Genomic DNA, 20,619 nt, shown 5'->3' on the forward strand with positions numbered 1-20,619 from the left:
GCCTAACCGGTGACCGCATCCATGTCACTCTCCCTTTCTGAATGAACGGATAGAACCAGCCTATGAGGCAGACAGATGATGCTCTCCCCATCCCTTGCTATGGCTTTTGAGCGGACACAGATTTTATCCGGACAGTTGGCATCAGAAATTTCTGCACTGCCGTCTCTGATCATCAACAAATTATAATGTGTCCGTTCTTCATTCCACAGCGTAACGGTAATATCCTCAGAAAGAGGATAAGAAGCTGTCACACTGCCGTCTCTGATCACAAGGACACTCCCCTCTCCTGAGGACTGCCTGTCCCTGATTACATTGATCAGGAAAAAAGTGGCTGCCAGAAGAAGAATGATTCCGACAATAAGCAAATCGCCCTTCAGCTTCTGAAACAATGTCTGCCTCTCCATATACGATACTGGTATCTCCTGTTCACATTCTTGCAAAACCATATTGTTATATTATCATAATCGAACATATGTTTCAAGCTTCTCTGGTATTTATTTTCTTCCTTTTCTGTGCTAAACTGATCAGGAATACAAAACCGTTTTTAAGAAAGGGAAAACAACAGATGAAATTAATATTCGTTCGACATGGGGATCCTGACTATACACTGGATTCCCTGACAGAAAAAGGCTGGCGTGAGGCAGAAATACTGGCAGAACGGATCAGCAGCTTTGACGTGGATGACTTCTACTGTTCTCCTCTTGGCCGTGCAAGAGATACCGCTTACTGTACACTGAAAAAAATGAACCGTAAGGCAAAGATCCTGAGCTGGACACAGGAATTTAATTATCCGATCGATGACCCTGTTACCGGCAGGCATGGTGTTCCATGGGATCTTGTTCCTTCTTCCTGGTGTAATGATATCCTTATGCTGTCCAAAGACGGCTGGGTTCAATCTGATATCATGAGCCAGAATCCCGATATTGCAGTCCATTATCAGGATGTATGTAAGCAGCTGGATCAGTTTCTTGAAAAATACGGCTATGTACGGGAGGATAATTTTTACAGAGTTCCCGGTAAAAAGGAAGTATTCATTTCCAGAACCGTTTCTCCTGACAATCAGGCCAATATCAGTAACCAGCTGCAGCATGGCAGGGAAAAGGTTGTCGTTATCTTCTGTCATCTGGGTGCAATCTGCATTATGCTGTCCCATTTGCTGAATATCCCCTTCCCACTTCTTGCACATGGATTTTTCCTGCCAACTACCTCCCTGACTATTCTCGGTACCGAAGAACGCTGGAGCAATGAAGCTTATTTCCGCGTGCAGGCCATGGGAGATGTATCCCATCTGCTGCTTGCAGGAGAGCCCATATCCAATGCCGGTTCCTTTACGCCTGTTTTTCAGCAGTAACCAAAAGGCTGCGAGATTACTCGCAGCCTTTTAAATCTTCTTATTCTTCCGCTGTATCTTCTGTGCCAGTATCACTGGTCTCATCTGTACTGTCAGAACCATCTGCTGCAGTACTGTCTGAAGAACTGTCTGTTGCGGTCAGATAATTCAGATGTCCCTTCTGATCTGATACCTCAAATTTCTCAGTCAGAGAAGAAAGGTATGCCGCTGTCGCATCAGAAGCCATGGAATCAGAAATTTCACCGTCTACTGTTTCAGCATCATAGTATCTCTTGATAAATTCAACTACATAATACTGATGATTGTCAGTGTCCTCGATAACTTCGATATCCCCCTCTGCTCTTGTATCATCAAACAGAAAATCCTGAATAACAGAAGGAGCATAGGATTTACGCTGACCTTCCTTCAGCGAATAATCAGACTCAGTATCTTCATAATTTGCTTTATCATCTTCAGAAGCATTCTCAGCACACAGTGCATTGAAATCTCCACCGGCCTTGCGCTCTGTCAGAAAAGCATCTGCTTTTGCTTTCAGGTCATCCATTGCTGCTGCAATATCATCCTCTGTAGCATCATCTGCAAGATCAGCCTTGAAAACAAAGCTTCTGTAATCCACATCATCATAAGACGCCGGGTCAGCCTCGTAAGTTGTCTTGATCTCTTCCTCTGAAGGCGCATTCTTTGCAAGCAGTTCCTGATAATATGCATTGGTAAGAAGCGCATCCTCAAGGAAAGGCTTGATATTCTTCTCAGTAGCATAATCACCAAAGGTTTCTCTGTAATAAACAGAAAGTGTCTCAGCAGCTGAATCGGCAGCCGATCTGAACTGCTCTATCTGACTTTCGTATTCCTCCGTACTGTCATAGGTAAAACCATTTGCCTGTGCATCCGCTTTCATCGCATAAGTGGAAACAATCTGCTGTACAGCCATCTCCTCAAACAGATCCTTCCAGGTCAGGTTCTTGTCCTGATCATAGATCTGCTCTGCCGGATCCTTGGATGTATCAAGACCCATATAAGAAGCAATGGAACCATATGTGGAAAGATAACTATTTACAACGGAATGATAATAATAATCAAATTCCAGCTTGCTGATATTCTCTTCTCCTACCTGGATATAGGTTCCGTGAAGTGCTGTCTGTTTCTTAACGATACTGGATCCAAAACCAATTACAATTGCCAGTACAATAGCGATACCGATCACAGCTGTAACTGTTTTGAAGATCTTCTCGTCACGTCTGTCCCTTTCTTCTTTCGCCTTTCTGGCTGCCATTTTTTTGTCATAACGGGTCTGAACCTTCTGCTCTGTTACCTCAGGTTCATTTTTTTTTGCCATTTGTAGAGCTCCTCCTTAATTCTTTCTCAATAACTACAGAACCTATTTTACTTCTGATTGATATAATTAACAAGTCCCTCTGCAGCAATTATTTTTTGCATGAATTCAGGGAATGCCTGTCCCTGATAAGTTGTGTTCTTTGTGATATCAGTAATCACACCGGTATCAAAGTTAACGGAAACCTCATCCCCGTTCTCAATCTCTCTGGCTGCTTCCTTACATTCAATAATAGGAAGTCCGATATTGATCGCATTGCGGTAGAAAATTCTGGCAAAGGTTTCCGCGATGACGCAGCTTACACCTGCAGCCTTAATGGCAATAGGGGCATGCTCTCTGGAAGAACCGCAGCCGAAATTTTTGTCTGCCACGATAATATCTCCCTTTTTTACATTTTTAATAAAATCCTTATCAATATCCTCCATACAATGTGCAGCCAGTTCCGCAGGATCTGAGGAATTCAGATATCTTGCAGGAATGATCACATCTGTATCTACGTTATCTCCGAATTTAAATACGATTCCTTTTGCTGCCTTCATAGTTTTCGTCCTTTCCTTCTCTACGCATCTAACTTTCTGGGATCTGCGATCTTACCTGCAACGGCACTTGCAGCAGCTACTGCAGGGCTTGCCAGATAAATTTCACTCTTTACATGTCCCATACGACCTACAAAGTTACGGTTTGTGGTAGAAACGCATCTTTCATTCTCTGCCAGGATACCCATATAACCACCAAGGCAGGGTCCGCAGGTGGGTGTACTGACTACGGCGCCGGCTTCGATAAAGGTCTTTAACAGACCCTCTTCCATGGCCTGCAGATAAACAGCCTGGGTAGCAGGGATTACGATACAGCGCATTCCCTTTGCAACATGTCTGTCCTTAAGGATAGATGCTGCAATTCTCATATCATCAATCCGTCCATTGGTACAGGAGCCGATCACTACCTGATCGATGGCGATATCTTCTGTAATCTCATCTACTGTCTTTGTATTCTCCGGAAGATGAGGAAATGCCACGGTAGGCTTTAACTCAGAAAGGTCAATGGTATACTCCTCATCATAAACAGCATCCTCATCTGCTTCATATACTGTAAAGGATCTGGTCGCATGCTCTTTCATATAAGCGACCGTCAGATCATCTACCGGAAAAATACCATTCTTGCCGCCGGCTTCGATCGCCATATTGGCAATGGTAAATCTGTCATCCATGGTAAGATTTCTGATACCATCTCCAACAAACTCCATGGACTTGTATAAGGCACCATCTACACCGATCATGCCGATAATATGCAGGATCACGTCCTTACCGGAAATCCATTTGGAGGGCTTACCTGTCAGATTGAACTTAATAGCTCCCGGCACCTTGAACCATGCCTTACCCGTTGCCATTCCGGCAGCCATATCGGTACTTCCAACACCCGTTGAGAATGCACCAAGTGCACCATAGGTACAGGTATGGGAATCTGCCCCGATGATCACATCGCCGGCTACTGTCAGTCCCTTTTCAGGAAGCAGGGCATGCTCAATTCCCATTTCTCCTACTTCAAAATAATTGGTAATTTCATTACGCCTTGCAAACTCTCTGACACACTTGCAGTGTTCCGCAGATTTAATATCCTTATTGGGAACAAAGTGATCAGGAACAAGTGCGATCTTGTCCTTATCAAAAACTCCCTTGGTATTCATCTTTGCCATTTCCTTAATGGCTACCGGACTGGTAATATCATTTCCAAGCACCAGATCCAGATCTGCTTCGATCAGCTGTCCGGCTTCTACCTTCTCAAGTCCGGCATGTGCTGCCAGAATTTTCTGGGTCATTGTCATTCCCATGCTTATTTCCTCCTGATAGAAAGAACCCTGTGCCAGAAGTTCGGCACAAGGTTCATGTCATTTTTATAGAACTGTCATACCTTTAGTTATTGATCAGTTTGTCGCCTTCGTTGTTCCAGCTGTAAAGCTTACGGATCTCCTTGCCAACCTGCTCTGAAGGATGCTCTGCAGCAAGCTTTCTCATGGCCTTGAAATGAGCCTGTCCGCCCGCAGGAGACATATCAAGCAGGAAGTCCTTTGCAAAAGTACCATCCTGGATGTCCTTCAGGATCTTCTTCATAGTCTTCTTGGTTTCATCTGTAATGATCTTGGGACCTGTAATATAATCACCATACTCTGCTGTGTTGGAGATGGAATATCTCATTCCTTCGAAGCCTGACTGATAGATCAGATCTACGATCAGCTTCATTTCATGGATACACTCAAAGTATGCATTTCTCGGATCATAACCAGCCTCGCAGAGAGTTTCAAAGCCAGCCTGCATCAGCGCACATACACCACCACAGAGAACTGCCTGCTCACCAAAGAGGTCTGTCTCTGTTTCTGTACGGAAGGTTGTCTCAAGAACACCTGCTCTTGCGCCACCGATAGCAAGTGCATAAGCCAGTGCCATCTCAAGGGCCTTACCTGTAGCATTCTGATGAACAGCAACCAGACAGGGAACACCCTTACCAGCCTGATACTCGCTTCTTACAGTATGTCCAGGTCCCTTGGGAGCGATCATGGTAACATCGACATCCTTAGGCGGAACGATCTGTCCGAAATGAATATTGAAACCATGTGCGAACATCAGCATGTTGCCTGCTTCCAGGTTGGGCTCGATATCCTTCTTATACATTGCTGCCTGCAGCTCATCATTGATGAGGATCATAATGATATCAGCCTTCTTTGCTGCTTCTGCTGCAGTATATACTTCAAATCCCTGTGCCTCAGCCTTTGCCCAGGACTTGGATCCTTCATAAAGACCGATAATTACGTGACAGCCGGACTCCTTTGCATTCAGTGCATGGGCATGTCCCTGACTGCCATAACCGATAACTGCGATTGTTTTTCCTTCAAGAAGGGAAAGATTACAATCCTCCTGATAATAAATATTTGCCATTTTCATGACTCCTTTCTTATAAATAGGTAACATTTTCTGAACCTCTGCCAAGTCCGGCAATACCGGTTCTGGCAAGCTCCAGAATTTCATATCCATCAAGGAGATTGATGAAAGCATCAATCTTATCCTGATTACCTGTAAGTTCAACGATCAGACTGTCAGAAGCCACATCAATGATCTTCGCACGGAAAATATCTGCAATGGAGATCACACCCTGCCTCTGGTCACATCCTGCCTTTACCTTGATCAGTGCCAGTTCCCTGTAAACACTGCTGTCCGGCTTAAGCTCCTTCACATCGCGGACATCCACGAGCTTGGAGACCTGTTTTTCAATCTGATCCAGAATCTCATCATCCCCTGAAGCGACAATGGTGATCCTTGTAAAACGAGGGTCCGCAGTTACACCTGCAGTAATACTCTCAATGTTATAGCCTCTCCTTGAAAACAGACCTGAAATACGGCTTAACACACCTGAGGTATTGTCAACAAGAAGCTGAAATACTTTCTTATGCACGTAAGACTCCTCCTTAACTTTTATCCAATATTTTAGCAACTGACGTTATAAAAGTCAATTGTACCATTTTATCCAATTTTGTTGATCTATTTTATCATTTCAGATCTGTTTCATTGCATTTCTGCAGCGCCAAGGTACCGGTACGTGCCACCTCCACGATGCTGACTGACTGGAACATGTCGATCAGGAGCTGTGTTCTTTCAGGCAGATCACACATCTGGATCAGCATGAGATTTTTAGACATATCCACGATCTGGGCGTGCATGATCTCGCAGATCTCCATAATGTCTCTCCGGTTCGTCTTGTTGTACTTGACCTTGATCAGCATCAGTTCACGGCTGATACTGCTTTCCGTATCAAAGGTTTTTACCTTGATGACATCCAGCTTTTTATTCAGCTGTTTTTCGATCTGTTCTATGGTTCTCTTGTCCCCGCTGCTCACGATCGTCATGCAGGAAACATCCTTCGTATCCGTTTCTCCTACAGCAAGCGAATCAATATTAAAGCATCTCCTTGAGAAAAGACCTGCCACCTTGCACAGTACACCGGATCTGTTTTCTACCAGTACAGAATATATTTTCTTCATGATACTTCTCCTCCTACTTTACAAGATCCATCGGATTGATCAGACATTCAAGAAGCATGGACTTATCTTCCCTCAGAAAAGCATCGACCGTTTCCTGTGCATGATTCATATTCTCAAGTCTTGCAAAGTCCATGTCATAAGCCGCAGAAAGCTTCTCAAGATCCGGACTTCCTGACAGATCTACAACAGAATAATGATCCTTATAGGTATAATGCTGATATTCACGTACCATACCAAGATAATTATTCTTAAGGACAACGATCTTGACAGGAATATGATGCTGGTTCATGGTTGCCAGCTCCATCATGGACATCTGGAAGGATCCATCACCGCAGACTGCAACGACCTGCCTCTTTTTATCTGCCAGCTTGGCTCCCATAGCAGCCGGAATGGAATACCCCATCGTCCCCATACCGCCGGAAGTCAGGAACTTTCCATCTCTTACTATATGGTAGCCGCAGGACCAGATCTGATTCTGCCCTACATCTGCCACATAAATGCCATCTGCCTGCATTTTCTCTGACAGCAGGGTGATAAAGGCTGCCGGATCTACATAGGATGGATCCGGATTTCTCTTTGGCACCATAGTTTTGCGGTAGGTATCCAGTGTAGTAAGCCATTCCTGATGTTCACAGTCAATAGTAAGCTCAAGAAGATCTCTGAAGATATGCTTTGCATCTCCGACAAGTGGAATGGCTGCTCCAACATTTTTACCGATTTCTGCAGGATCTACATCAATATGGATCAGTACCTTATTTTCCGTGATCAGATCCGGCTGGCTGACTGCCCTGTCAGCCACCCTTGCACCCACCATAATCAGAAGGTCAGATTCATTCATTGCACGGTTAGCATAAGGCTTTCCATTATTTCCAACCATCCCAAAGTAAAGAGGATCCTCAGTTGGCATAACACCAATCCCCATCATAGTAGAAACAACAGGAATCCCATACTTCTGTGCAAAGCTCCTAAGCTCCGTTTCCGCATCGGATAAAAGAACACCACCCCCTGCACAGATGATCGGTTTCTTTGCTTTTTCAAGCTGGGATGCTACTTTCTTGATCTGTACCATATTTCCCTTTACCGTAGGCTTATAGGTTCTCATGGATACACGTTCCGGATAGGAAAACTTTTTTATCTCCGCATTCTGGATATCAATGGGAATATCGATCAGTACAGGTCCTTTTCTGCCGGTACTGGCAATATGAAAGGCTTCCTTGAAAATTCTCGGAATGTCATTGACATCCTTTACCAGATAACTGTATTTTACAAAAGATTCCACAGCACCTGTGATATCTGCCTCCTGAAACACATCACTTCCAAGAAGCTCTGAATTTACTTGTCCTGTAATACAGATCAGAGGGATGCTGTCGGCAAAGGCTGTGGCAATTCCGGTGATCACATTGGTTGCACCTGGACCGGAAGTAACTGCACAGACTCCTGGTCTTCCTGTCACTCTGGCAAGTCCGCTTGCCGCATGGGCTGCATTCTGCTCCGTTCTGACAAGAATGGTTTCTATAGAAGAATCCAGAATGCTGTTATAAAACGGACAGATTGCCACACCAGGATATCCAAATACATATTTTACTTTTTCTTCTTCCAGACATTTAACGATTGCATCTGCACCTATCATATTCGTTTGTTCCTTTCCCATTTCTGTATCATTACCCTGTAAGAGGGGCTTACCTGTTATTTCTTAAACTTCCCAAAGAATTTAGCCATGGGTTCCACTACATCACCAAGATCCTTGATGGCACCGTTCAGTCCTTCAAAATCAATAGTCTCCAGTTTTTTCATGACCTGTTCAATGGATACAGCATTTTCGGTAACAAAGGTATCCATATTTTCACTCATACTGGTTACAGCATCTGTCATCTCATCCACGCCCGCAAGAGCATCCTGTGCCTGCGCTAAAGTCTCTTCTGCTTCTGCGGCCACGCCGTTCACCTGGTGGATGGTCTTCAGCAGTGACGGAACCAGTATAAGAAGTGCAATCACGACAGCCATTGTCAGTATTCCTCCGCATATAGCACTGATCCTGGCATAAAAAACCTGTTTTTTCGTCTGCTCTGCAATCCTTTGCAGCAGCTCATCCCTTGTTTCGTCCATATTTCCTCCTAGTCCTGTATTCCCAAAAGCCTTTTTGCCACAACAACCGCTTCTGCCGCATCCTTGGAATAAGCATCTGCTCCGATCTCTTTTGCATATTCCGGTGTGATGACAGCCCCGCCGATCATAATCCTGACCGGAATCCCTTTCTCATGGACATAATCAACCACATGTTTCATTTCCTGCATGGTTGTCGTCATCAGTGCTGATAATCCGATGATTGCCGCATGATTGGTCAGTGCCGCTTCAGCGATCGCTTCTTTTGAAACATCCTTTCCAAGATCGATCACATGAAAGCCATGGTTTTTTAACATAAGTCCTACCAGATTCTTGCCAATATCATGAATGTCTCCCTGCACCGTAGCAATAACAACCGTTGGCATATCTCCTTCTGCCCTCGTTCCTGCAAGAAGGGGCTCCAAATATTCAATGGACAGCTTCATGGCCTCTGCACTGGCTATAAGCTGGGGAAGGAAATATTTTCCCTGATCAAACAGCTTTCCCACTTCATCGATTGCCGGCAGCAGCATTTCATTTAAAAGAACAGACGGCTCTTTACCTGCCTCTATTTCTTCTTTGGTATGGGAAAGGATCATCTTCCGGTTTCCCTTTAATACATCCTGATATAAAATACCGGTCTGTTCTTTTTCTTCCTTCCTGGCCGGCTGGTCTGTTTTACTGACAGCAGCCCTGAGAAGTGTCGGATCCACCTTCGGGTTTCTTGCCTGGTAATCAGCCATACGTTCAATATAACGGATATCGCTTTCTTCCTTGTTCATAAGAAGATCAGAAGCAAAAGCCGCATTGACCAGCATCTCCTGGGAAGGGTTGGCGATTGCCATCGTAAGTCCTTCCTTGATCGCCATAGTCAAAAATGCCGTATTTACAAAGCTTCTCTCCGGCAAGCCAAAGGAAATATTGGAAAGACCACAGATCGTGGCAAGCCCATTTTCCTTACAATAACGGATTGTTTCCAGTACTTCCCGTCCTGCATTTTTATTAGCACCTATTGTAGCCACAAGACCGTCTACCACAATATCTTCTTTTCTCATGCCCAGTTCAGAAGCTTTCTGAACGATCATTTCAATGAGTGCAATTTTTTCATCAAGATTTGCAGGAAGTCCTTCATCCGACAAAGGAAGTAATATGAACATAGCCCCATACTTCCTGACAATTGGCAAAAGCCTTTCCAGCTTGACCCGTTCAGCCGATACGGAATTGACCAGAGCTCTTCCAGGATATTTCCGGAGGGCTGCCTCCAGTACATCAACATGGCTGGAATCCAGTGAAAGTGGCAGGGAGGATGCAAGCGTGACCTCATCCAGGATCTTAAGCATCATATCCTTTTCATCAATACCGCTCATGCCTACGTTAATATCCAGTAAAGATGCTCCCCTTGCTTCCTGCTCCTCCGCAAAGTCAAGTACCATGGACAGGCTTCCGCTGCGCAGCTCTTCCTGAAGCTTTTTCTTCCCAGTAGGATTGATCCTTTCACCCACGATCATAAACGGTGAATCCAGATTAAAAGCAAGGGTCTTTCTTTCGGATGTCAGGAAACGCCGCGGCAATCTGTGATCTGTCTTCTGCAGCTGCTCTTTCCTGACCATCTGCTCCTTTCCATGACAGGAATCTGAAAGTGCTCTTATATAAGAGGGTGAAGTTCCACAACAGCCTCCCAGAATAGACGCGCCGGCTTCTATCAGCTCCTGCATGCCTGCAACAAAGTCCTCTTCCCCCATACTATAGACAGTCTCTCCATGCTCGTTTAGAGCAGGAAGGCCGGCATTTGGCTTGGCTATGACCGGAATGGATACCGCTTCTGCGATCTCACTGATGATCGGCATCATCTTATCCGGTCCCGTGGAACAGTTGGCGCCGATCGCGCAGGCACCAAGACTTTCAAGAACGACTGCCGCTGTAGTAGCATCGGTGCCATACAGTGTCTTACCATCACTCTCAAACGTCATAGTAACCATAACCGGAAGATCACAGACCTCACCTGCGGCAATTAATGCGGCTCTCGATTCCTGAAGGCTCATCATAGTTTCCACAACGATCAGATCAGCTCCCGCCTGCGCAACAGCTGTGATCTGTTCCTTATAAACCGAAATCAGGGTTTCAAAATCCATGGTTCCCATAGGAGCAAGCTGCTCTCCTGTCATGGTGATATCCGCAGCAACAAGCGCCCTCCCCTCTGCTGCTTCCAGAGAAAGCCTGATCAGCTCCCTGTTCATGGACCTGGTTTCCTTCTCAAGACCATACTCCTTCAATTTGATCCGGTTTGCAGTAAAGGTAGGCGCATAAATAATATTACTTCCGGCTTCTATGTATTCCCGTTGCAGACCGATCATGATCTCTCTATGATCTAAGATCCACTTCTCCGGGCATACTCCTGCAGGCATGCCACGCTTGATCAGATTAGATCCGGTCGCACCATCCAGATACAGGACTCTTTCTCTGGAAAGCCGGTTAAATTCTGCTTTATTCATGAAAAATCTCCATCTGTCGTACTGCTTATATTTCCTCATCATGTTAGCATAATTACTCAGAAACTACAATTGAATAATTTAATCATCTATGCTATTTTATATGTATGCATTTAGATCAAGTTTAAAAGGGAGGACATTATCTTGTACCATAAGTTCCACAGAAAATACTCTGTTTTGACCATTTTTTCCATCATGATCCTTTCATTTTCCCTGCTTTTCACAGGCTGTGGCAAGAAAAACCAGGAACTTGAAAATTATAAGGCAAACATGAACCAGTTCTTTGAAAACATAAAGGTTTACAATGATTCTATCAACAGCATTGATCCCCAGTCCGATACAGCGGTTTCCGATCTGCTTGCCCTGCTTGACTCCATGGATACTTCCTTTGCCCAGATGGCATCTCTCACAGTTCCTGATGGTTTTCCCGGTGTAGATCAGCTTGCCGCAGAAGCCAGTGAGAATATGTCTCAGGCTGTTTCCTATTATCATCAGGCTTTTGAAGGGGAAGAATATGATGCCTCTCTTGCAGACGTTGCCAAGCAATATTACGACAGAGCCAATGTCAGACTCCAGTATATCGTTTCCATTCTCCACGGGGACATTCCGGAAGAGATTTATACCTATGAGGATGATTCTGAAGATGACAGCAGCCAGCCAGATTCCGGTGCTGCTTCCGGTGAAACAGATCCTTCCGCTGAAGAAGATCTTTTAACAGAAACCGAATAACAGCTTGCAGATCCACTGTACCAGGATCACACCGATCAGTATATAGGCATATACAGGAACAGCTATTTCTTTTGATGGCTGTTCTTTTTTTATAAAATTACGGAAAATATAACGAACGGTAAAATGGATGCCGGCAAATGCCAGATACAGAATGGCCGGATGGTACAGAAAGCTTTCCGCAAAATGTCCTGTCAGAAAAGCATACAGCGCTCTTGTACCACCACATCCCGGACATGGCAGGCTGGTGATCCTTTTAAATGTACAGGAAAAAAAGTCTGCATGTTCAGGATAAATCCTTCTGACAAACCAATACCCTGCTGCTATGCAGGGCACAGCAAGCAGGGCTTCTGTTTTAAACAATAAAGTATCCAGTCTGAATTTTTTAGTATTCATTAAGAGTATCTATCAGAGTAGTGAATGCATCAGTAGAGCCGGCAATAAGTAAAACAATAAGGAAAAGCAACAGACCAACACCTCCGGTGATGATACCGGCAATTGCCATACCCTTCCCCTCATATTTCTGTGTCAGGGTAATGATACCAAGAACAATGCCTGCAATGCCAAGAACTAATGCAAGCCATACAAAACAACAGCACAGAATAGAAAGGATTCCACAGATCAGGGAAGCAATGGCAAAACCGATATTACCGTTTCCTTCTTTGACTGCCGTCTGTGCAGGTACCGGATCACCAGCTGCACGTTCATAATTGATATGAATCTCTTCCTGCGGTTTATATGTACCTGTTGTATCCTGGGATGAAAATGCACCGCCGCTTACCACTTCACCTTCTGCCTTCGCAAATGTGGATGTTTCTGCAGAAGGCTGCTCTGTTTCAGCTCCCCATGCTGCAGAAGGATCCTGTACCGGTGTCTGTACAGCATCTTCAGAAAAAGATGTTTCCTGAACGGGTGCTTCTTCTTTCTTCTCATCCAGTCTCTCTCCACAGTTACTGCAGAAACGGAAGGTGGACGGATTCTGGCTTCCACAATGGGAGCATGTGATCAGATCATTATTTTCGCTCATAATATCCTCTTTCCTATACCTGTATCACAGGCTTATTATCTGTTTTTATTGTAAGCTATCTTTTGTAAATTGTCTATTCTTTCTATAGTCTATTTTCTCAAAAAATGGTATAATATACAAAATCAGAAGGAGAAATTTGTATGAAGAAAGACAAGCGGCCCCTCAACCAGTATTTAAAAGAACTTCGCAAGTCCTGTGGTTATTCTCAGGAATTTGTTGCCTCACATCTTAACATTACACGGCAGACTTATTCTCATTATGAAACCGGCCGTATTTCCCCTCCGGTCAATTCGCTTTATAACCTTGCAAGGCTTTATGGTGTTCCGGCCGAAGAATTTCTGGAGCTGGCTGTCACCTACAATATCAGTATGGATTTTGCCACACAGCCTCCGGTTTCCGACAGTGCTGTTTCCGAAGATCTTTCAGGATTTCTTGATTATATCAATGCACCGGAAAATATCAGGAAATTCAAACCCCTTGACCGTAAGGAACGGATGATCCTGTACTATTACCAACAGCTTGATGCAAGAGACCAGCAGGATATCCTCTCCTTTATGAAAGTGAAATGTCAGAACCGCAGCCATGACCGGAAGCGTTAATATACTTATAATGCCTTGACACGTTTCCTGTCATTTTTGTCTGCATAGACCTGCACGCCTTCCATTCCCTGTACAAACTTGGAAAACTGGCTGTAGCCGAAGTCCTTTACATTAAAGTGGCTGTATCTGCCATGGACACGGTTACTGAGTTCATTGATCCCAATCCCTTTACTTCCCGCCTTATGGATGATCTCCATCACATAGGTTCTGATCTCCTCTTTGGACTGTTCATTTTCCTTCAGCGAAATCGTAATCACATTATCCCTTTTATCAAGCAGAAACAGACCGGATTCCTGCAAAAATCTGGAAAGCAGACTGTAACCGTAATTTCTGACATCGAAATCCGGGTACATATTGACCAGACGGTTTCCCACTGATGCCAGTTCCACATTCTTTCCTTTATTTTCATTCTCAGTAATAATATTGGTGATCGCATTGTAGATCACTTCACGGCTGACAGTATTATCCTGCTGTTTTTTCTCTTCACTGTCTTCCTGATTTCCAAGATTTTCAAGGTTCACAAACCTTGTACAGGCCACACGGAAGGATCTGGGGGTCTTCTCTTCTCCCATGCCAATAACTTCCATGCCGGATTCTCTGAGCCTGCTTGCCAGCCTGGTAAAATCACTGTCACTTGACACAATACAGAAGCCCTCTACATTTCCTGTATAGAGAATGTCCATGGCATCAATGATCAGCGTGGAATCGGTTGCATTTTTTCCTACCGTATTGCTGAACTGCTGTACCGGGATCACGGAATTTTCCAGAAGCTGGTTCTTCCATTTGGAAGCCTGCGTACTTGTCCAATCCCCGTAAATCCTTTTATAGGTTGTAATCCCATAGGTAGAAAGCTCCTCCAGGATCACACTGATATATTTTGCTGAAATGTTATCTGCATCGATCAGCAGCGCAAATCGTTTATTCTCCATAAGCCCTCTCCTTATGCTCTGGAAAGTTCCGCTGTATAGCTTCTGCCTTCCTTTACCTGATAAGTATCGCGGAATGAGCCCATATTCAGTCCAAGCTCAATATAATTGGTAGAAGAATTGAACAGGATCGGCGCTCCTTTTTCTACAAAGCCAAAAGATTTTTCATACAGAACATCCTGCTCAAAGTAAGTTTCTCCATCCTTCTTCAGGATGACATGCACCATATCTCCCTGGGCATAGCCTGCTTTTGCGAAATCTGAGCTCTTAATATTAAAGGCAATGCTTCCAAAGGGATCACTGACACTCCCCACGATTGCTTTGATATCGCTGCCATCTACCTGTGCCTCGATCACATCTCTGTCAAAGCGTACAATCTCTTCTACCGGATAAGCTGGTCCGACACCTTCAAAGCTGATCTTCCCGGAAGCCAGCTTTGCCGCCGTATACGCAAACAGATCTCTTCCATGGAATACGCTGACTGCTTCTGTTCCATGATAACGGTTTACAGTTTCATCGATCTCACGGACTTCATCAATACCAACTTCATAATAAAGGTGAGTCAGGGTACCGTTATCCGGTGTAACAATATAATTTCCATCATGGAGCTTTGCCACACAGGCACGTCTGTCAGTTCCAACACCGGGATCCACTACTGATACAAATACGGTTCCCTTCGGCCAGAAAGGCTCCACATAGATAATCTCCCTGGACGCTGCCAGAATATTATAAGCTTCAATCTCATGTGTGATATCAATGCATTCCAGTTCCGGATCGACCTGCTTGCATACGCCTACCATGGAAGCAACTGCTCCCCAGGAAAGTCCAAAATCTGTCTGCCAAACAATACAAGGTTTCATTTTATTTTCCTTTCTTTTACCATGGCTTCCACATCTTATATTCGGGTGGTGCCACAATTCTGCCAATTATAATTGCAAGTATTCCGGCTGCTGTCAGAAGATAGCAGACCTTCATAATTTTATCCTGTTTTGTTTCCTCATGCTCTGAATAATAGGTTCTCTTTTTTCCTTTTCCAAATCCTCTCAGATCCATGGCATTGGCAATATTTCCGATTCTGTCAAAAGAAGAAATAATAAGAGGCATCAGAATCAGTATATTCTGTTTCAATCTGGCGAAAAAGCCGACTTTTTTACTGTCAAGCTCCATTCCTCTTGCCTGCATGGAGATCTTGATATTTTCAAAATCCCTGGCAATATCCGGAATATACCGGAAAGCCAGTGACACTACGGTACATACCTTATAGGGCACCTTGATGGAATACAGTCCGGCTGCCATCTCACTTGGTGTAATACACTGGATAAAGCACAGTGAGATCAGGAAGGTGGACATAAACTTCATAAAACGTACAAACAGGGCAAACAACGTTTCCGATGAAATAAAGTAATGCTTTGACAGTACCAGAAGAACCGTACAGCCACCTGTCAGATCCGCTCCGTAATTTGGATTGGTCAGCCAGATCAGGAACAGGTTAAACAGGTTCGTAAGCAGCATGAATATCGTAAGTCCCCGTATCAGTGGCCAGTTTGGCTTCACGGATATCATTCCGATAACACCCAGTACCGATACTGCAAGAAGCACCCTAAGATCCCAGCTTACGATCAGAAGTAATATCAGAAGCAGAAAAAATCTGACCTTTGTAGTTCCGCTCAATTTATCAAGGAAAGTCTTTCCGGGAATAATTTTAATGAACAGTCGTTTTGTCAGTCCCATGTGCCCTCTCCTCTCTTTCAATTTCGATAAAATGTCTGATATAGCTTTCTGGATCAATCCCTGCCTGTTTTGCAAGAAGTACCAGTGACGTCTGCTTTAAATTGGCCTGCTCAATTAAACCTTCATTGGAAAGTACTGTAAATACAGGTGCATCAGCAATACATTTTCCATCTGCAAAAACAATGGCTCTGTCCGTATACTCGATAGCAAGGTGCATATCATGGGTAATAAACAGGATCGTAATATGATACTTTCTGTTCAGTGTTTCCAGAAATCCCATAATCTCGGAATATCTCTGATAATCCTGGCCTGCAGTAGGCTCATCCAAAATGATGACTTCCGGCTCCAGTGCCAGAATGGAAGCAATCGTCACACGTTTTCTCTGTCCGTAGCTGAGTACACTCACAGGCCAGTTGCGCATGCTGTACAGGTCACACATTTTGAGTGTCTTTTCCACCCTCCTGTCGATCTCTTCCCTGGAAAAATCATTGAGTATAAGAGCCAGTTCTACCTCATCCCGGATCATATCCTTTACCAGCATCTGGTTTGGATTCTGCATGACGTATCCGATCTTTCTGCCGATTTCCTTAATAGTAAGCGGCAGATAATTCACTCCCTGGACCATGATGCTGCCAGATACAGGCCGGATGATCCCACATAAAAGCTTTGCCATCGTAGACTTTCCAGCACCGTTCTTTCCGATAATGGCAATCTTCTCTCCTCTGCATACCGTAAAGGAAACATCAGAAAGCACTTGTCTTTCCTCATATGCAAAATCAACATGCTCTGCCTTCAGAAGCTCTTCTCCCTTTTCTGCCGGAACATAGGGTCTTGCCGTCTTCATCTCCTGCTGTATCTTTTCTTTATATCTGTCTATGGCAAGTTCGTTGATATTATCCAGATGCTCATCTTTTCCAAACCGAATCCCCGCATGCTTCAGTGCTGCTATATACAGGGGTTCCCGGATACCATTCTTTTTAAGCACATCACTGCAAAGCAGCTCATCCGGAGTGGTATCCATCTGTATTGTTCCTTCATTTACCAGAATGATCCTGTCAATATGACGGTAAAGAACATCCTCCAGCCTGTGCTCAATAATAATGACAGTTGCATTTTCCTTTTTATGGATCTGGTCAATCAGATCTACCGTTGTCATACCCATGGCAGGATCCAGTGCCGCAAGCGGTTCATCAAACAGAAGGATCTCTGCATGGTCATGCAGGATACCTGCAAGTGCCACCTTCTGCTTCTGACCACCCGAAAGATTAAACGGGGGCTCCATCAGATAATCCTCCATGCCGACAGTTTTCGCCGCTTCCAGTACCATGGGAAGCATATCTTTCCTTGGAACCTCATCATTCTCCAGGGAAAAAGCAATATCCTCTCCTACAGAAAGACCTACAAACTGTGCATCGGAATCCTGCTGGACCGTACCTACATGCTTGCTTAGCTGGAATATACTGGATTCTTTCGTCTCTATGCCAGCTACCTTACAGGATCCTGAGATCTCCCCTTCATAAGAAAAGGGAATCAGTCCGTTAATGCAGTTGGCAAGGGTAGACTTTCCGCTTCCGCTTGGTCCAAGGATCAACACCTTCTCTCCCTGATAAATAGTCAGATTCACATCATGCAGGGTCTGTTCTGTCTGTGACTGATAACGAAAGCCGAAATCATGAAATTCAATAATCGGAAGTGCCATTTTTCTCTCTCATTCAAAAATTTTGTTTGTACTGTATAACCTAAGGAAAGCAGGATACCAGATTCTTACAGGATCTCTGATATCCCGCCTTCTTCAGTAAAAGCTCTGACATAAGCTGCCAGCATTAGTCTTCTTTCTTCAGGTTTGTCTTGCTTGCATTTCTTTTTGCAAGAAGGAACAGGAAAGGAATACCGATCACGATCAGTACGACACCATTTGATACGATAGCAGATGCTGCCTGCAGCCATGTGATGGCCAGCTCCTGGGAATAGAAAAGGCTTGTCAGAAGTGGTGTTACCAGACCGAATGCAACAATATTACCTACAATACAGGTGATTACATAAATAATAGCATGCTTTACTGTAAAGATTCCTTCTGAAATCTTGGCACCATATAAGGGGAGTAGTCCCACAAACAGACCAAGAACAAGGTTTCCAAATGACCAGTCAAACCAGAAGCCCCAGCCACCGATCAGATCGGCGATCACGTTACCGATACCTGCTGTCAGTGCTGCCGGAACAGGTCCGAACAGAGCAGCTACAACAACTACAACTACCATAGCAGATGTCAGGGAAGTATTAGAAAAGATCTTGATTCCTCCAAATACCATCAGTACACCAAACAGCGCTGCTCCGATTGCCACACCTACAATTGTCTTGGTATTCCAAACACCAAGGAACTGTTTCCATTTGCTCTCTTTCATATCTCTTTCCTCCTAAGAAATGTTTCTGTAAGTTTTTCTATAAGAAAGGGCTTTGAGGCATTCTCAAAACCCTTTCAAAAAGTACTGTCTTATTAGAACTTGCCAGCGTCGGCTGCTTCCTCAATCGCAACAGCTACAGCTACGGTTGCACCAACCATCGGGTTGTTGCCCATACCAATCAGACCCATCATTTCAACGTGTGCCGGAACGGATGAAGAACCTGCGAACTGTGCATCGGAATGCATACGTCCTAATGTATCTGTGAAGCCATAGGATGCAGGACCTGCAGCCATGTTATCAGGATGAAGTGTACGTCCTGTACCACCACCGGATGCTACAGAGAAGTACTTCTTTCCTGCTTCAATTCTTTCCTTCTTGTAAGTACCTGCAACAGGATGCTGGAATCTTGTAGGGTTGGTAGAGTTACCAGTAATGGATACGTCTACGTTCTCCTTCCACATGATAGCAACACCTTCCGGAACGGAGTTTGCACCATAGCAGTTAACCTTTGCACGAAGTCCCTCGGAGTATGCCTTACGATATACTTCCTTAACAGTGTTTGTGTAAGGATCATATTCTGTTTCTACAAATGTGAATCCATTGATTCTGGAAATGATCTTTGCAGCATCCTTTCCAAGACCGTTCAGGATAACACGAAGAGGTTTCTGACGAACCTTGTTTGCCTTCTCAGCGATACCGATCGCACCTTCTGCTGCTGCGAATGACTCATGTCCTGCAAGGAAAGCGAAGCAGTCAGTATCCTCTTCCAGAAGCATCTTACCAAGGTTACCATGTCCAAGACCAACCTTACGGGTATCAGCTACAGATCCGGGAATACAAAAAGCCTGAAGTCCTTCACCGATTGCTGCTGCAGCTTCAGAAGCCTTTCTGCAGTTCTTCTTGATTGCGATTGCTGCACCTACTGTGTATGCCCAGCATGCGTTCTCAAAGCAGATAGGCTGGATCTTCTTAACCTGGTCATATACGTTAAGTCCAGCGTCCTTTGTGATCTTCTCAGCCTCTTCAATAGAAGAAATGCCGTAAGAGTTTAATACAGAAGTGATTTTATCAATTCTTCTTTCATATGATTCAAATAAAGCCATTTTCTCATTCCTCCTATGAATTATTCTTTTCTGGGATCGATAATCTTAACAGCGTCATCAACACGTCCGTACTGTCCGCAGGATTTCTCATAAGCGGTAGTCGGATCGTCACCCTTCTTGATGAAGTCCGTCATCTTACCAAGATTAACGAACTTGTAACCAATGATCTCATTATCTGCATCAAGGGCGATTCCGGTTACATAACCTTCTGCCATTTCCAGATAACGGGGACCTTTCTTCAGAGTGCCATACATAGTACCAACCTGGCTTCTCAGTCCCTTACCAAGGTCTTCAAGACCAGCTCCGATCGGAAGTCCTTCTTCAGAGAATGCACTCTGGGAACGACCGTAAACGATCTGTAAGAATAATTCTCTCATAGCGGTGTTGATCGCATCGCATACGAGGTCAGTGTTTAAAGCTTCCATAACGGTTAATCCGGGAAGGATTTCTGCAGCCATAGCTGCGGAGTGTGTCATACCTGAGCATCCGATCGTCTCAACCAGTGCTTCCTGGATAATGCCTTCCTTAACGTTCAGTGTCAGCTTGCAGGCACCCTGCTGAGGTGCACACCAGCCTACACCATGTGTCAAACCGGAAATGTCTTCCACTTTTTTAGCCTGTACCCATTTTGCTTCTTCGGGAATTGGCGCACAGCCATGATGAACGCCCTGTGCTACTGTACACATTTCTTCAACTTCTTTTGAATAAATCATGTGAAAACTCCTTTCAACATATAGATGTATTTTTCTAACAAAACACCCACTATTTGTGAATATTTTGTCATAATCACAACACATAT

22 protein-coding genes are annotated in these 20,619 nt (G+C 44.4%); 3 read left to right on the forward strand and 19 right to left on the reverse strand.

Translation table 11 applies throughout. The annotated features are described in order from the left end of the window. Positions 1-2: 2 nt before the first annotated feature. Positions 3-404 (reverse strand): NusG domain II-containing protein, encoded by a 402-nt coding sequence (locus OCV77_RS02665; protein ID WP_262573125.1) that lies wholly within the window; start codon positions 402-404, stop codon positions 3-5. Between the two features lie 161 nt (positions 405-565). On the opposite strand from OCV77_RS02665, the gene OCV77_RS02670 reads away from it, so the two are divergent. After that, positions 566-1,351, forward strand: coding sequence for a histidine phosphatase family protein (locus OCV77_RS02670; RefSeq protein ID WP_262573127.1), 786 nt, complete (start codon positions 566-568; stop codon positions 1,349-1,351). A gap of 40 nt (positions 1,352-1,391) precedes the next feature. Here OCV77_RS02670 and OCV77_RS02675 read toward each other — a convergent pair whose 3' ends face one another. The 9 genes from OCV77_RS02675 to OCV77_RS02715 form a co-directional block, all read right to left on the reverse strand. Then, positions 1,392-2,687, reverse strand: a complete 1,296-nt coding sequence (locus tag OCV77_RS02675) for a hypothetical protein (protein ID WP_262573129.1) — start codon at positions 2,685-2,687, stop codon at positions 1,392-1,394. Between the two features lie 47 nt (positions 2,688-2,734). Then, positions 2,735-3,223, reverse strand: coding sequence for a 3-isopropylmalate dehydratase small subunit (gene leuD, locus OCV77_RS02680; RefSeq protein ID WP_118796943.1), 489 nt, complete (start codon positions 3,221-3,223; stop codon positions 2,735-2,737). A gap of 20 nt (positions 3,224-3,243) precedes the next feature. Further along, positions 3,244-4,512 carry a 3-isopropylmalate dehydratase large subunit gene (gene leuC / locus OCV77_RS02685; RefSeq protein ID WP_262573130.1) on the reverse strand — a complete coding sequence of 423 codons (1,269 nt, stop codon included), beginning with the start codon at positions 4,510-4,512 and terminating at the stop codon, positions 3,244-3,246. Positions 4,513-4,594: 82 nt separating this feature from the next. Further along, positions 4,595-5,614 (reverse strand): ketol-acid reductoisomerase, encoded by a 1,020-nt coding sequence (ilvC, locus tag OCV77_RS02690; RefSeq protein ID WP_331488695.1) that lies wholly within the window; start codon positions 5,612-5,614, stop codon positions 4,595-4,597. 16 nt (positions 5,615-5,630) lie between these two features. Beyond that, positions 5,631-6,128 (reverse strand): acetolactate synthase small subunit, encoded by a 498-nt coding sequence (ilvN, locus tag OCV77_RS02695; RefSeq protein WP_118796941.1) that lies wholly within the window; start codon positions 6,126-6,128, stop codon positions 5,631-5,633. A 94-nt stretch (positions 6,129-6,222) separates the two neighbouring features. After that, positions 6,223-6,714 carry an acetolactate synthase small subunit gene (gene ilvN, locus OCV77_RS02700; protein WP_118796940.1) on the reverse strand — a complete coding sequence of 164 codons (492 nt, stop codon included), beginning with the start codon at positions 6,712-6,714 and terminating at the stop codon, positions 6,223-6,225. Positions 6,715-6,727: 13 nt separating this feature from the next. After that, on the reverse strand, positions 6,728-8,344 hold the full coding sequence (gene ilvB / locus OCV77_RS02705; protein ID WP_262573135.1) for a biosynthetic-type acetolactate synthase large subunit: 1,617 nt from the start codon (positions 8,342-8,344) through the stop codon (positions 6,728-6,730). A 56-nt stretch (positions 8,345-8,400) separates the two neighbouring features. Beyond that, on the reverse strand, positions 8,401-8,820 hold the full coding sequence (locus tag OCV77_RS02710) for a hypothetical protein (RefSeq protein WP_262573138.1): 420 nt from the start codon (positions 8,818-8,820) through the stop codon (positions 8,401-8,403). Positions 8,821-8,828: 8 nt separating this feature from the next. Then, entirely contained in the window at positions 8,829-11,309 is a 2,481-nt protein-coding gene (locus tag OCV77_RS02715) for a homocysteine S-methyltransferase family protein (protein ID WP_262573140.1), read from the reverse strand. Positions 11,310-11,450: 141 nt separating this feature from the next. Between OCV77_RS02715 and OCV77_RS02720 the strand changes: the two genes are divergently transcribed. After that, positions 11,451-12,035, forward strand: a complete 585-nt coding sequence (locus OCV77_RS02720; protein WP_118796936.1) for a hypothetical protein — start codon at positions 11,451-11,453, stop codon at positions 12,033-12,035. Here OCV77_RS02720 and OCV77_RS02725 read toward each other — a convergent pair. Then, on the reverse strand, positions 12,018-12,428 hold the full coding sequence (locus tag OCV77_RS02725; RefSeq protein WP_118796935.1) for a DUF2752 domain-containing protein: 411 nt from the start codon (positions 12,426-12,428) through the stop codon (positions 12,018-12,020). The genes OCV77_RS02720 and OCV77_RS02725 overlap by 18 nt on opposite strands. Further along, positions 12,418-13,059, reverse strand: coding sequence for a DUF4190 domain-containing protein (locus tag OCV77_RS02730; RefSeq protein ID WP_262573141.1), 642 nt, complete (start codon positions 13,057-13,059; stop codon positions 12,418-12,420). Before OCV77_RS02730 ends, OCV77_RS02725 begins: the two co-directional genes overlap by 11 nt. Before the next feature lie 140 nt (positions 13,060-13,199). On the opposite strand from OCV77_RS02730, the gene OCV77_RS02735 reads away from it, so the two are divergent. Continuing rightward, positions 13,200-13,658 (forward strand): helix-turn-helix domain-containing protein, encoded by a 459-nt coding sequence (locus tag OCV77_RS02735; RefSeq protein ID WP_262573144.1) that lies wholly within the window; start codon positions 13,200-13,202, stop codon positions 13,656-13,658. Positions 13,659-13,663: 5 nt separating this feature from the next. Here OCV77_RS02735 and OCV77_RS02740 read toward each other — a convergent pair whose 3' ends face one another. From OCV77_RS02740 to OCV77_RS02770, 7 genes are all read right to left on the reverse strand, one after another. Further along, entirely contained in the window at positions 13,664-14,587 is a 924-nt protein-coding gene (locus tag OCV77_RS02740; protein ID WP_118796933.1) for an NYN domain-containing protein, read from the reverse strand. 11 nt (positions 14,588-14,598) lie between these two features. Continuing rightward, positions 14,599-15,444, reverse strand: coding sequence for an SAM hydrolase/SAM-dependent halogenase family protein (locus OCV77_RS02745; protein WP_262573147.1), 846 nt, complete (start codon positions 15,442-15,444; stop codon positions 14,599-14,601). Positions 15,445-15,460: 16 nt separating this feature from the next. Further along, a complete protein-coding gene (locus OCV77_RS02750) occupies positions 15,461-16,315 on the reverse strand; it encodes an energy-coupling factor transporter transmembrane component T family protein (protein ID WP_118796931.1) in 855 nt (284 codons plus the stop codon). Further along, entirely contained in the window at positions 16,287-18,014 is a 1,728-nt protein-coding gene (locus OCV77_RS02755) for an ABC transporter ATP-binding protein (RefSeq protein WP_262573151.1), read from the reverse strand. Before OCV77_RS02755 ends, OCV77_RS02750 begins: the two co-directional genes overlap by 29 nt. A gap of 124 nt (positions 18,015-18,138) precedes the next feature. Beyond that, the gene (locus tag OCV77_RS02760) at positions 18,139-18,717 is read right to left on the reverse strand and encodes an ECF-type riboflavin transporter substrate-binding protein (RefSeq protein WP_118796929.1); all 579 of its coding nucleotides are present in this window, start codon (positions 18,715-18,717) and stop codon (positions 18,139-18,141) included. 92 nt (positions 18,718-18,809) lie between these two features. Continuing rightward, positions 18,810-19,820, reverse strand: coding sequence for a GGGtGRT protein (locus OCV77_RS02765; protein ID WP_262573153.1), 1,011 nt, complete (start codon positions 19,818-19,820; stop codon positions 18,810-18,812). Positions 19,821-19,840: 20 nt separating this feature from the next. Beyond that, a complete protein-coding gene (locus OCV77_RS02770; protein ID WP_118796927.1) occupies positions 19,841-20,533 on the reverse strand; it encodes an iron-sulfur cluster assembly scaffold protein in 693 nt (230 codons plus the stop codon). Between the last annotated feature and the right edge of the window lie 86 nt (positions 20,534-20,619).

The organism is Suilimivivens aceti, from assembly GCF_025567405.1.
GTDB classification, from domain to species: domain Bacteria; phylum Bacillota; class Clostridia; order Lachnospirales; family Lachnospiraceae; genus Suilimivivens; species Suilimivivens aceti.

What these genes read in the sequence shown, in the direction of transcription:
- OCV77_RS02665 (WP_262573125.1), bottom strand. Translation starts at nt 404, where the DNA reads ATGGAGAGGCAGACATTGTTTCAGAAGCTGAAGGGCGATTTGCTTATT.
- OCV77_RS02670 (WP_262573127.1), top strand. Translation starts at nt 566, where the DNA reads ATGAAATTAATATTCGTTCGACATGGGGATCCTGACTATACACTGGAT.
- OCV77_RS02675 (WP_262573129.1), bottom strand. Translation starts at nt 2,687, where the DNA reads ATGGCAAAAAAAAATGAACCTGAGGTAACAGAGCAGAAGGTTCAGACC.
- leuD (WP_118796943.1), bottom strand. Translation starts at nt 3,223, where the DNA reads ATGAAGGCAGCAAAAGGAATCGTATTTAAATTCGGAGATAACGTAGAT.
- leuC (WP_262573130.1), bottom strand. Translation starts at nt 4,512, where the DNA reads ATGGGAATGACAATGACCCAGAAAATTCTGGCAGCACATGCCGGACTT.
- ilvC (WP_331488695.1), bottom strand. Translation starts at nt 5,614, where the DNA reads ATGGCAAATATTTATTATCAGGAGGATTGTAATCTTTCCCTTCTTGAA.
- ilvN (WP_118796940.1), bottom strand. Translation starts at nt 6,714, where the DNA reads ATGAAGAAAATATATTCTGTACTGGTAGAAAACAGATCCGGTGTACTG.
- ilvB (WP_262573135.1), bottom strand. Translation starts at nt 8,344, where the DNA reads ATGATAGGTGCAGATGCAATCGTTAAATGTCTGGAAGAAGAAAAAGTA.
- OCV77_RS02710 (WP_262573138.1), bottom strand. Translation starts at nt 8,820, where the DNA reads ATGGACGAAACAAGGGATGAGCTGCTGCAAAGGATTGCAGAGCAGACG.
- OCV77_RS02715 (WP_262573140.1), bottom strand. Translation starts at nt 11,309, where the DNA reads ATGAATAAAGCAGAATTTAACCGGCTTTCCAGAGAAAGAGTCCTGTAT.
- OCV77_RS02725 (WP_118796935.1), bottom strand. Translation starts at nt 12,428, where the DNA reads ATGAATACTAAAAAATTCAGACTGGATACTTTATTGTTTAAAACAGAA.
- OCV77_RS02730 (WP_262573141.1), bottom strand. Translation starts at nt 13,059, where the DNA reads ATGAGCGAAAATAATGATCTGATCACATGCTCCCATTGTGGAAGCCAG.
- OCV77_RS02735 (WP_262573144.1), top strand. Translation starts at nt 13,200, where the DNA reads ATGAAGAAAGACAAGCGGCCCCTCAACCAGTATTTAAAAGAACTTCGC.
- OCV77_RS02740 (WP_118796933.1), bottom strand. Translation starts at nt 14,587, where the DNA reads ATGGAGAATAAACGATTTGCGCTGCTGATCGATGCAGATAACATTTCA.
- OCV77_RS02745 (WP_262573147.1), bottom strand. Translation starts at nt 15,444, where the DNA reads ATGAAACCTTGTATTGTTTGGCAGACAGATTTTGGACTTTCCTGGGGA.
- OCV77_RS02750 (WP_118796931.1), bottom strand. Translation starts at nt 16,315, where the DNA reads ATGGGACTGACAAAACGACTGTTCATTAAAATTATTCCCGGAAAGACT.
- OCV77_RS02755 (WP_262573151.1), bottom strand. Translation starts at nt 18,014, where the DNA reads ATGGCACTTCCGATTATTGAATTTCATGATTTCGGCTTTCGTTATCAG.
- OCV77_RS02760 (WP_118796929.1), bottom strand. Translation starts at nt 18,717, where the DNA reads ATGAAAGAGAGCAAATGGAAACAGTTCCTTGGTGTTTGGAATACCAAG.
- OCV77_RS02765 (WP_262573153.1), bottom strand. Translation starts at nt 19,820, where the DNA reads ATGGCTTTATTTGAATCATATGAAAGAAGAATTGATAAAATCACTTCT.
- OCV77_RS02770 (WP_118796927.1), bottom strand. Translation starts at nt 20,533, where the DNA reads ATGATTTATTCAAAAGAAGTTGAAGAAATGTGTACAGTAGCACAGGGC.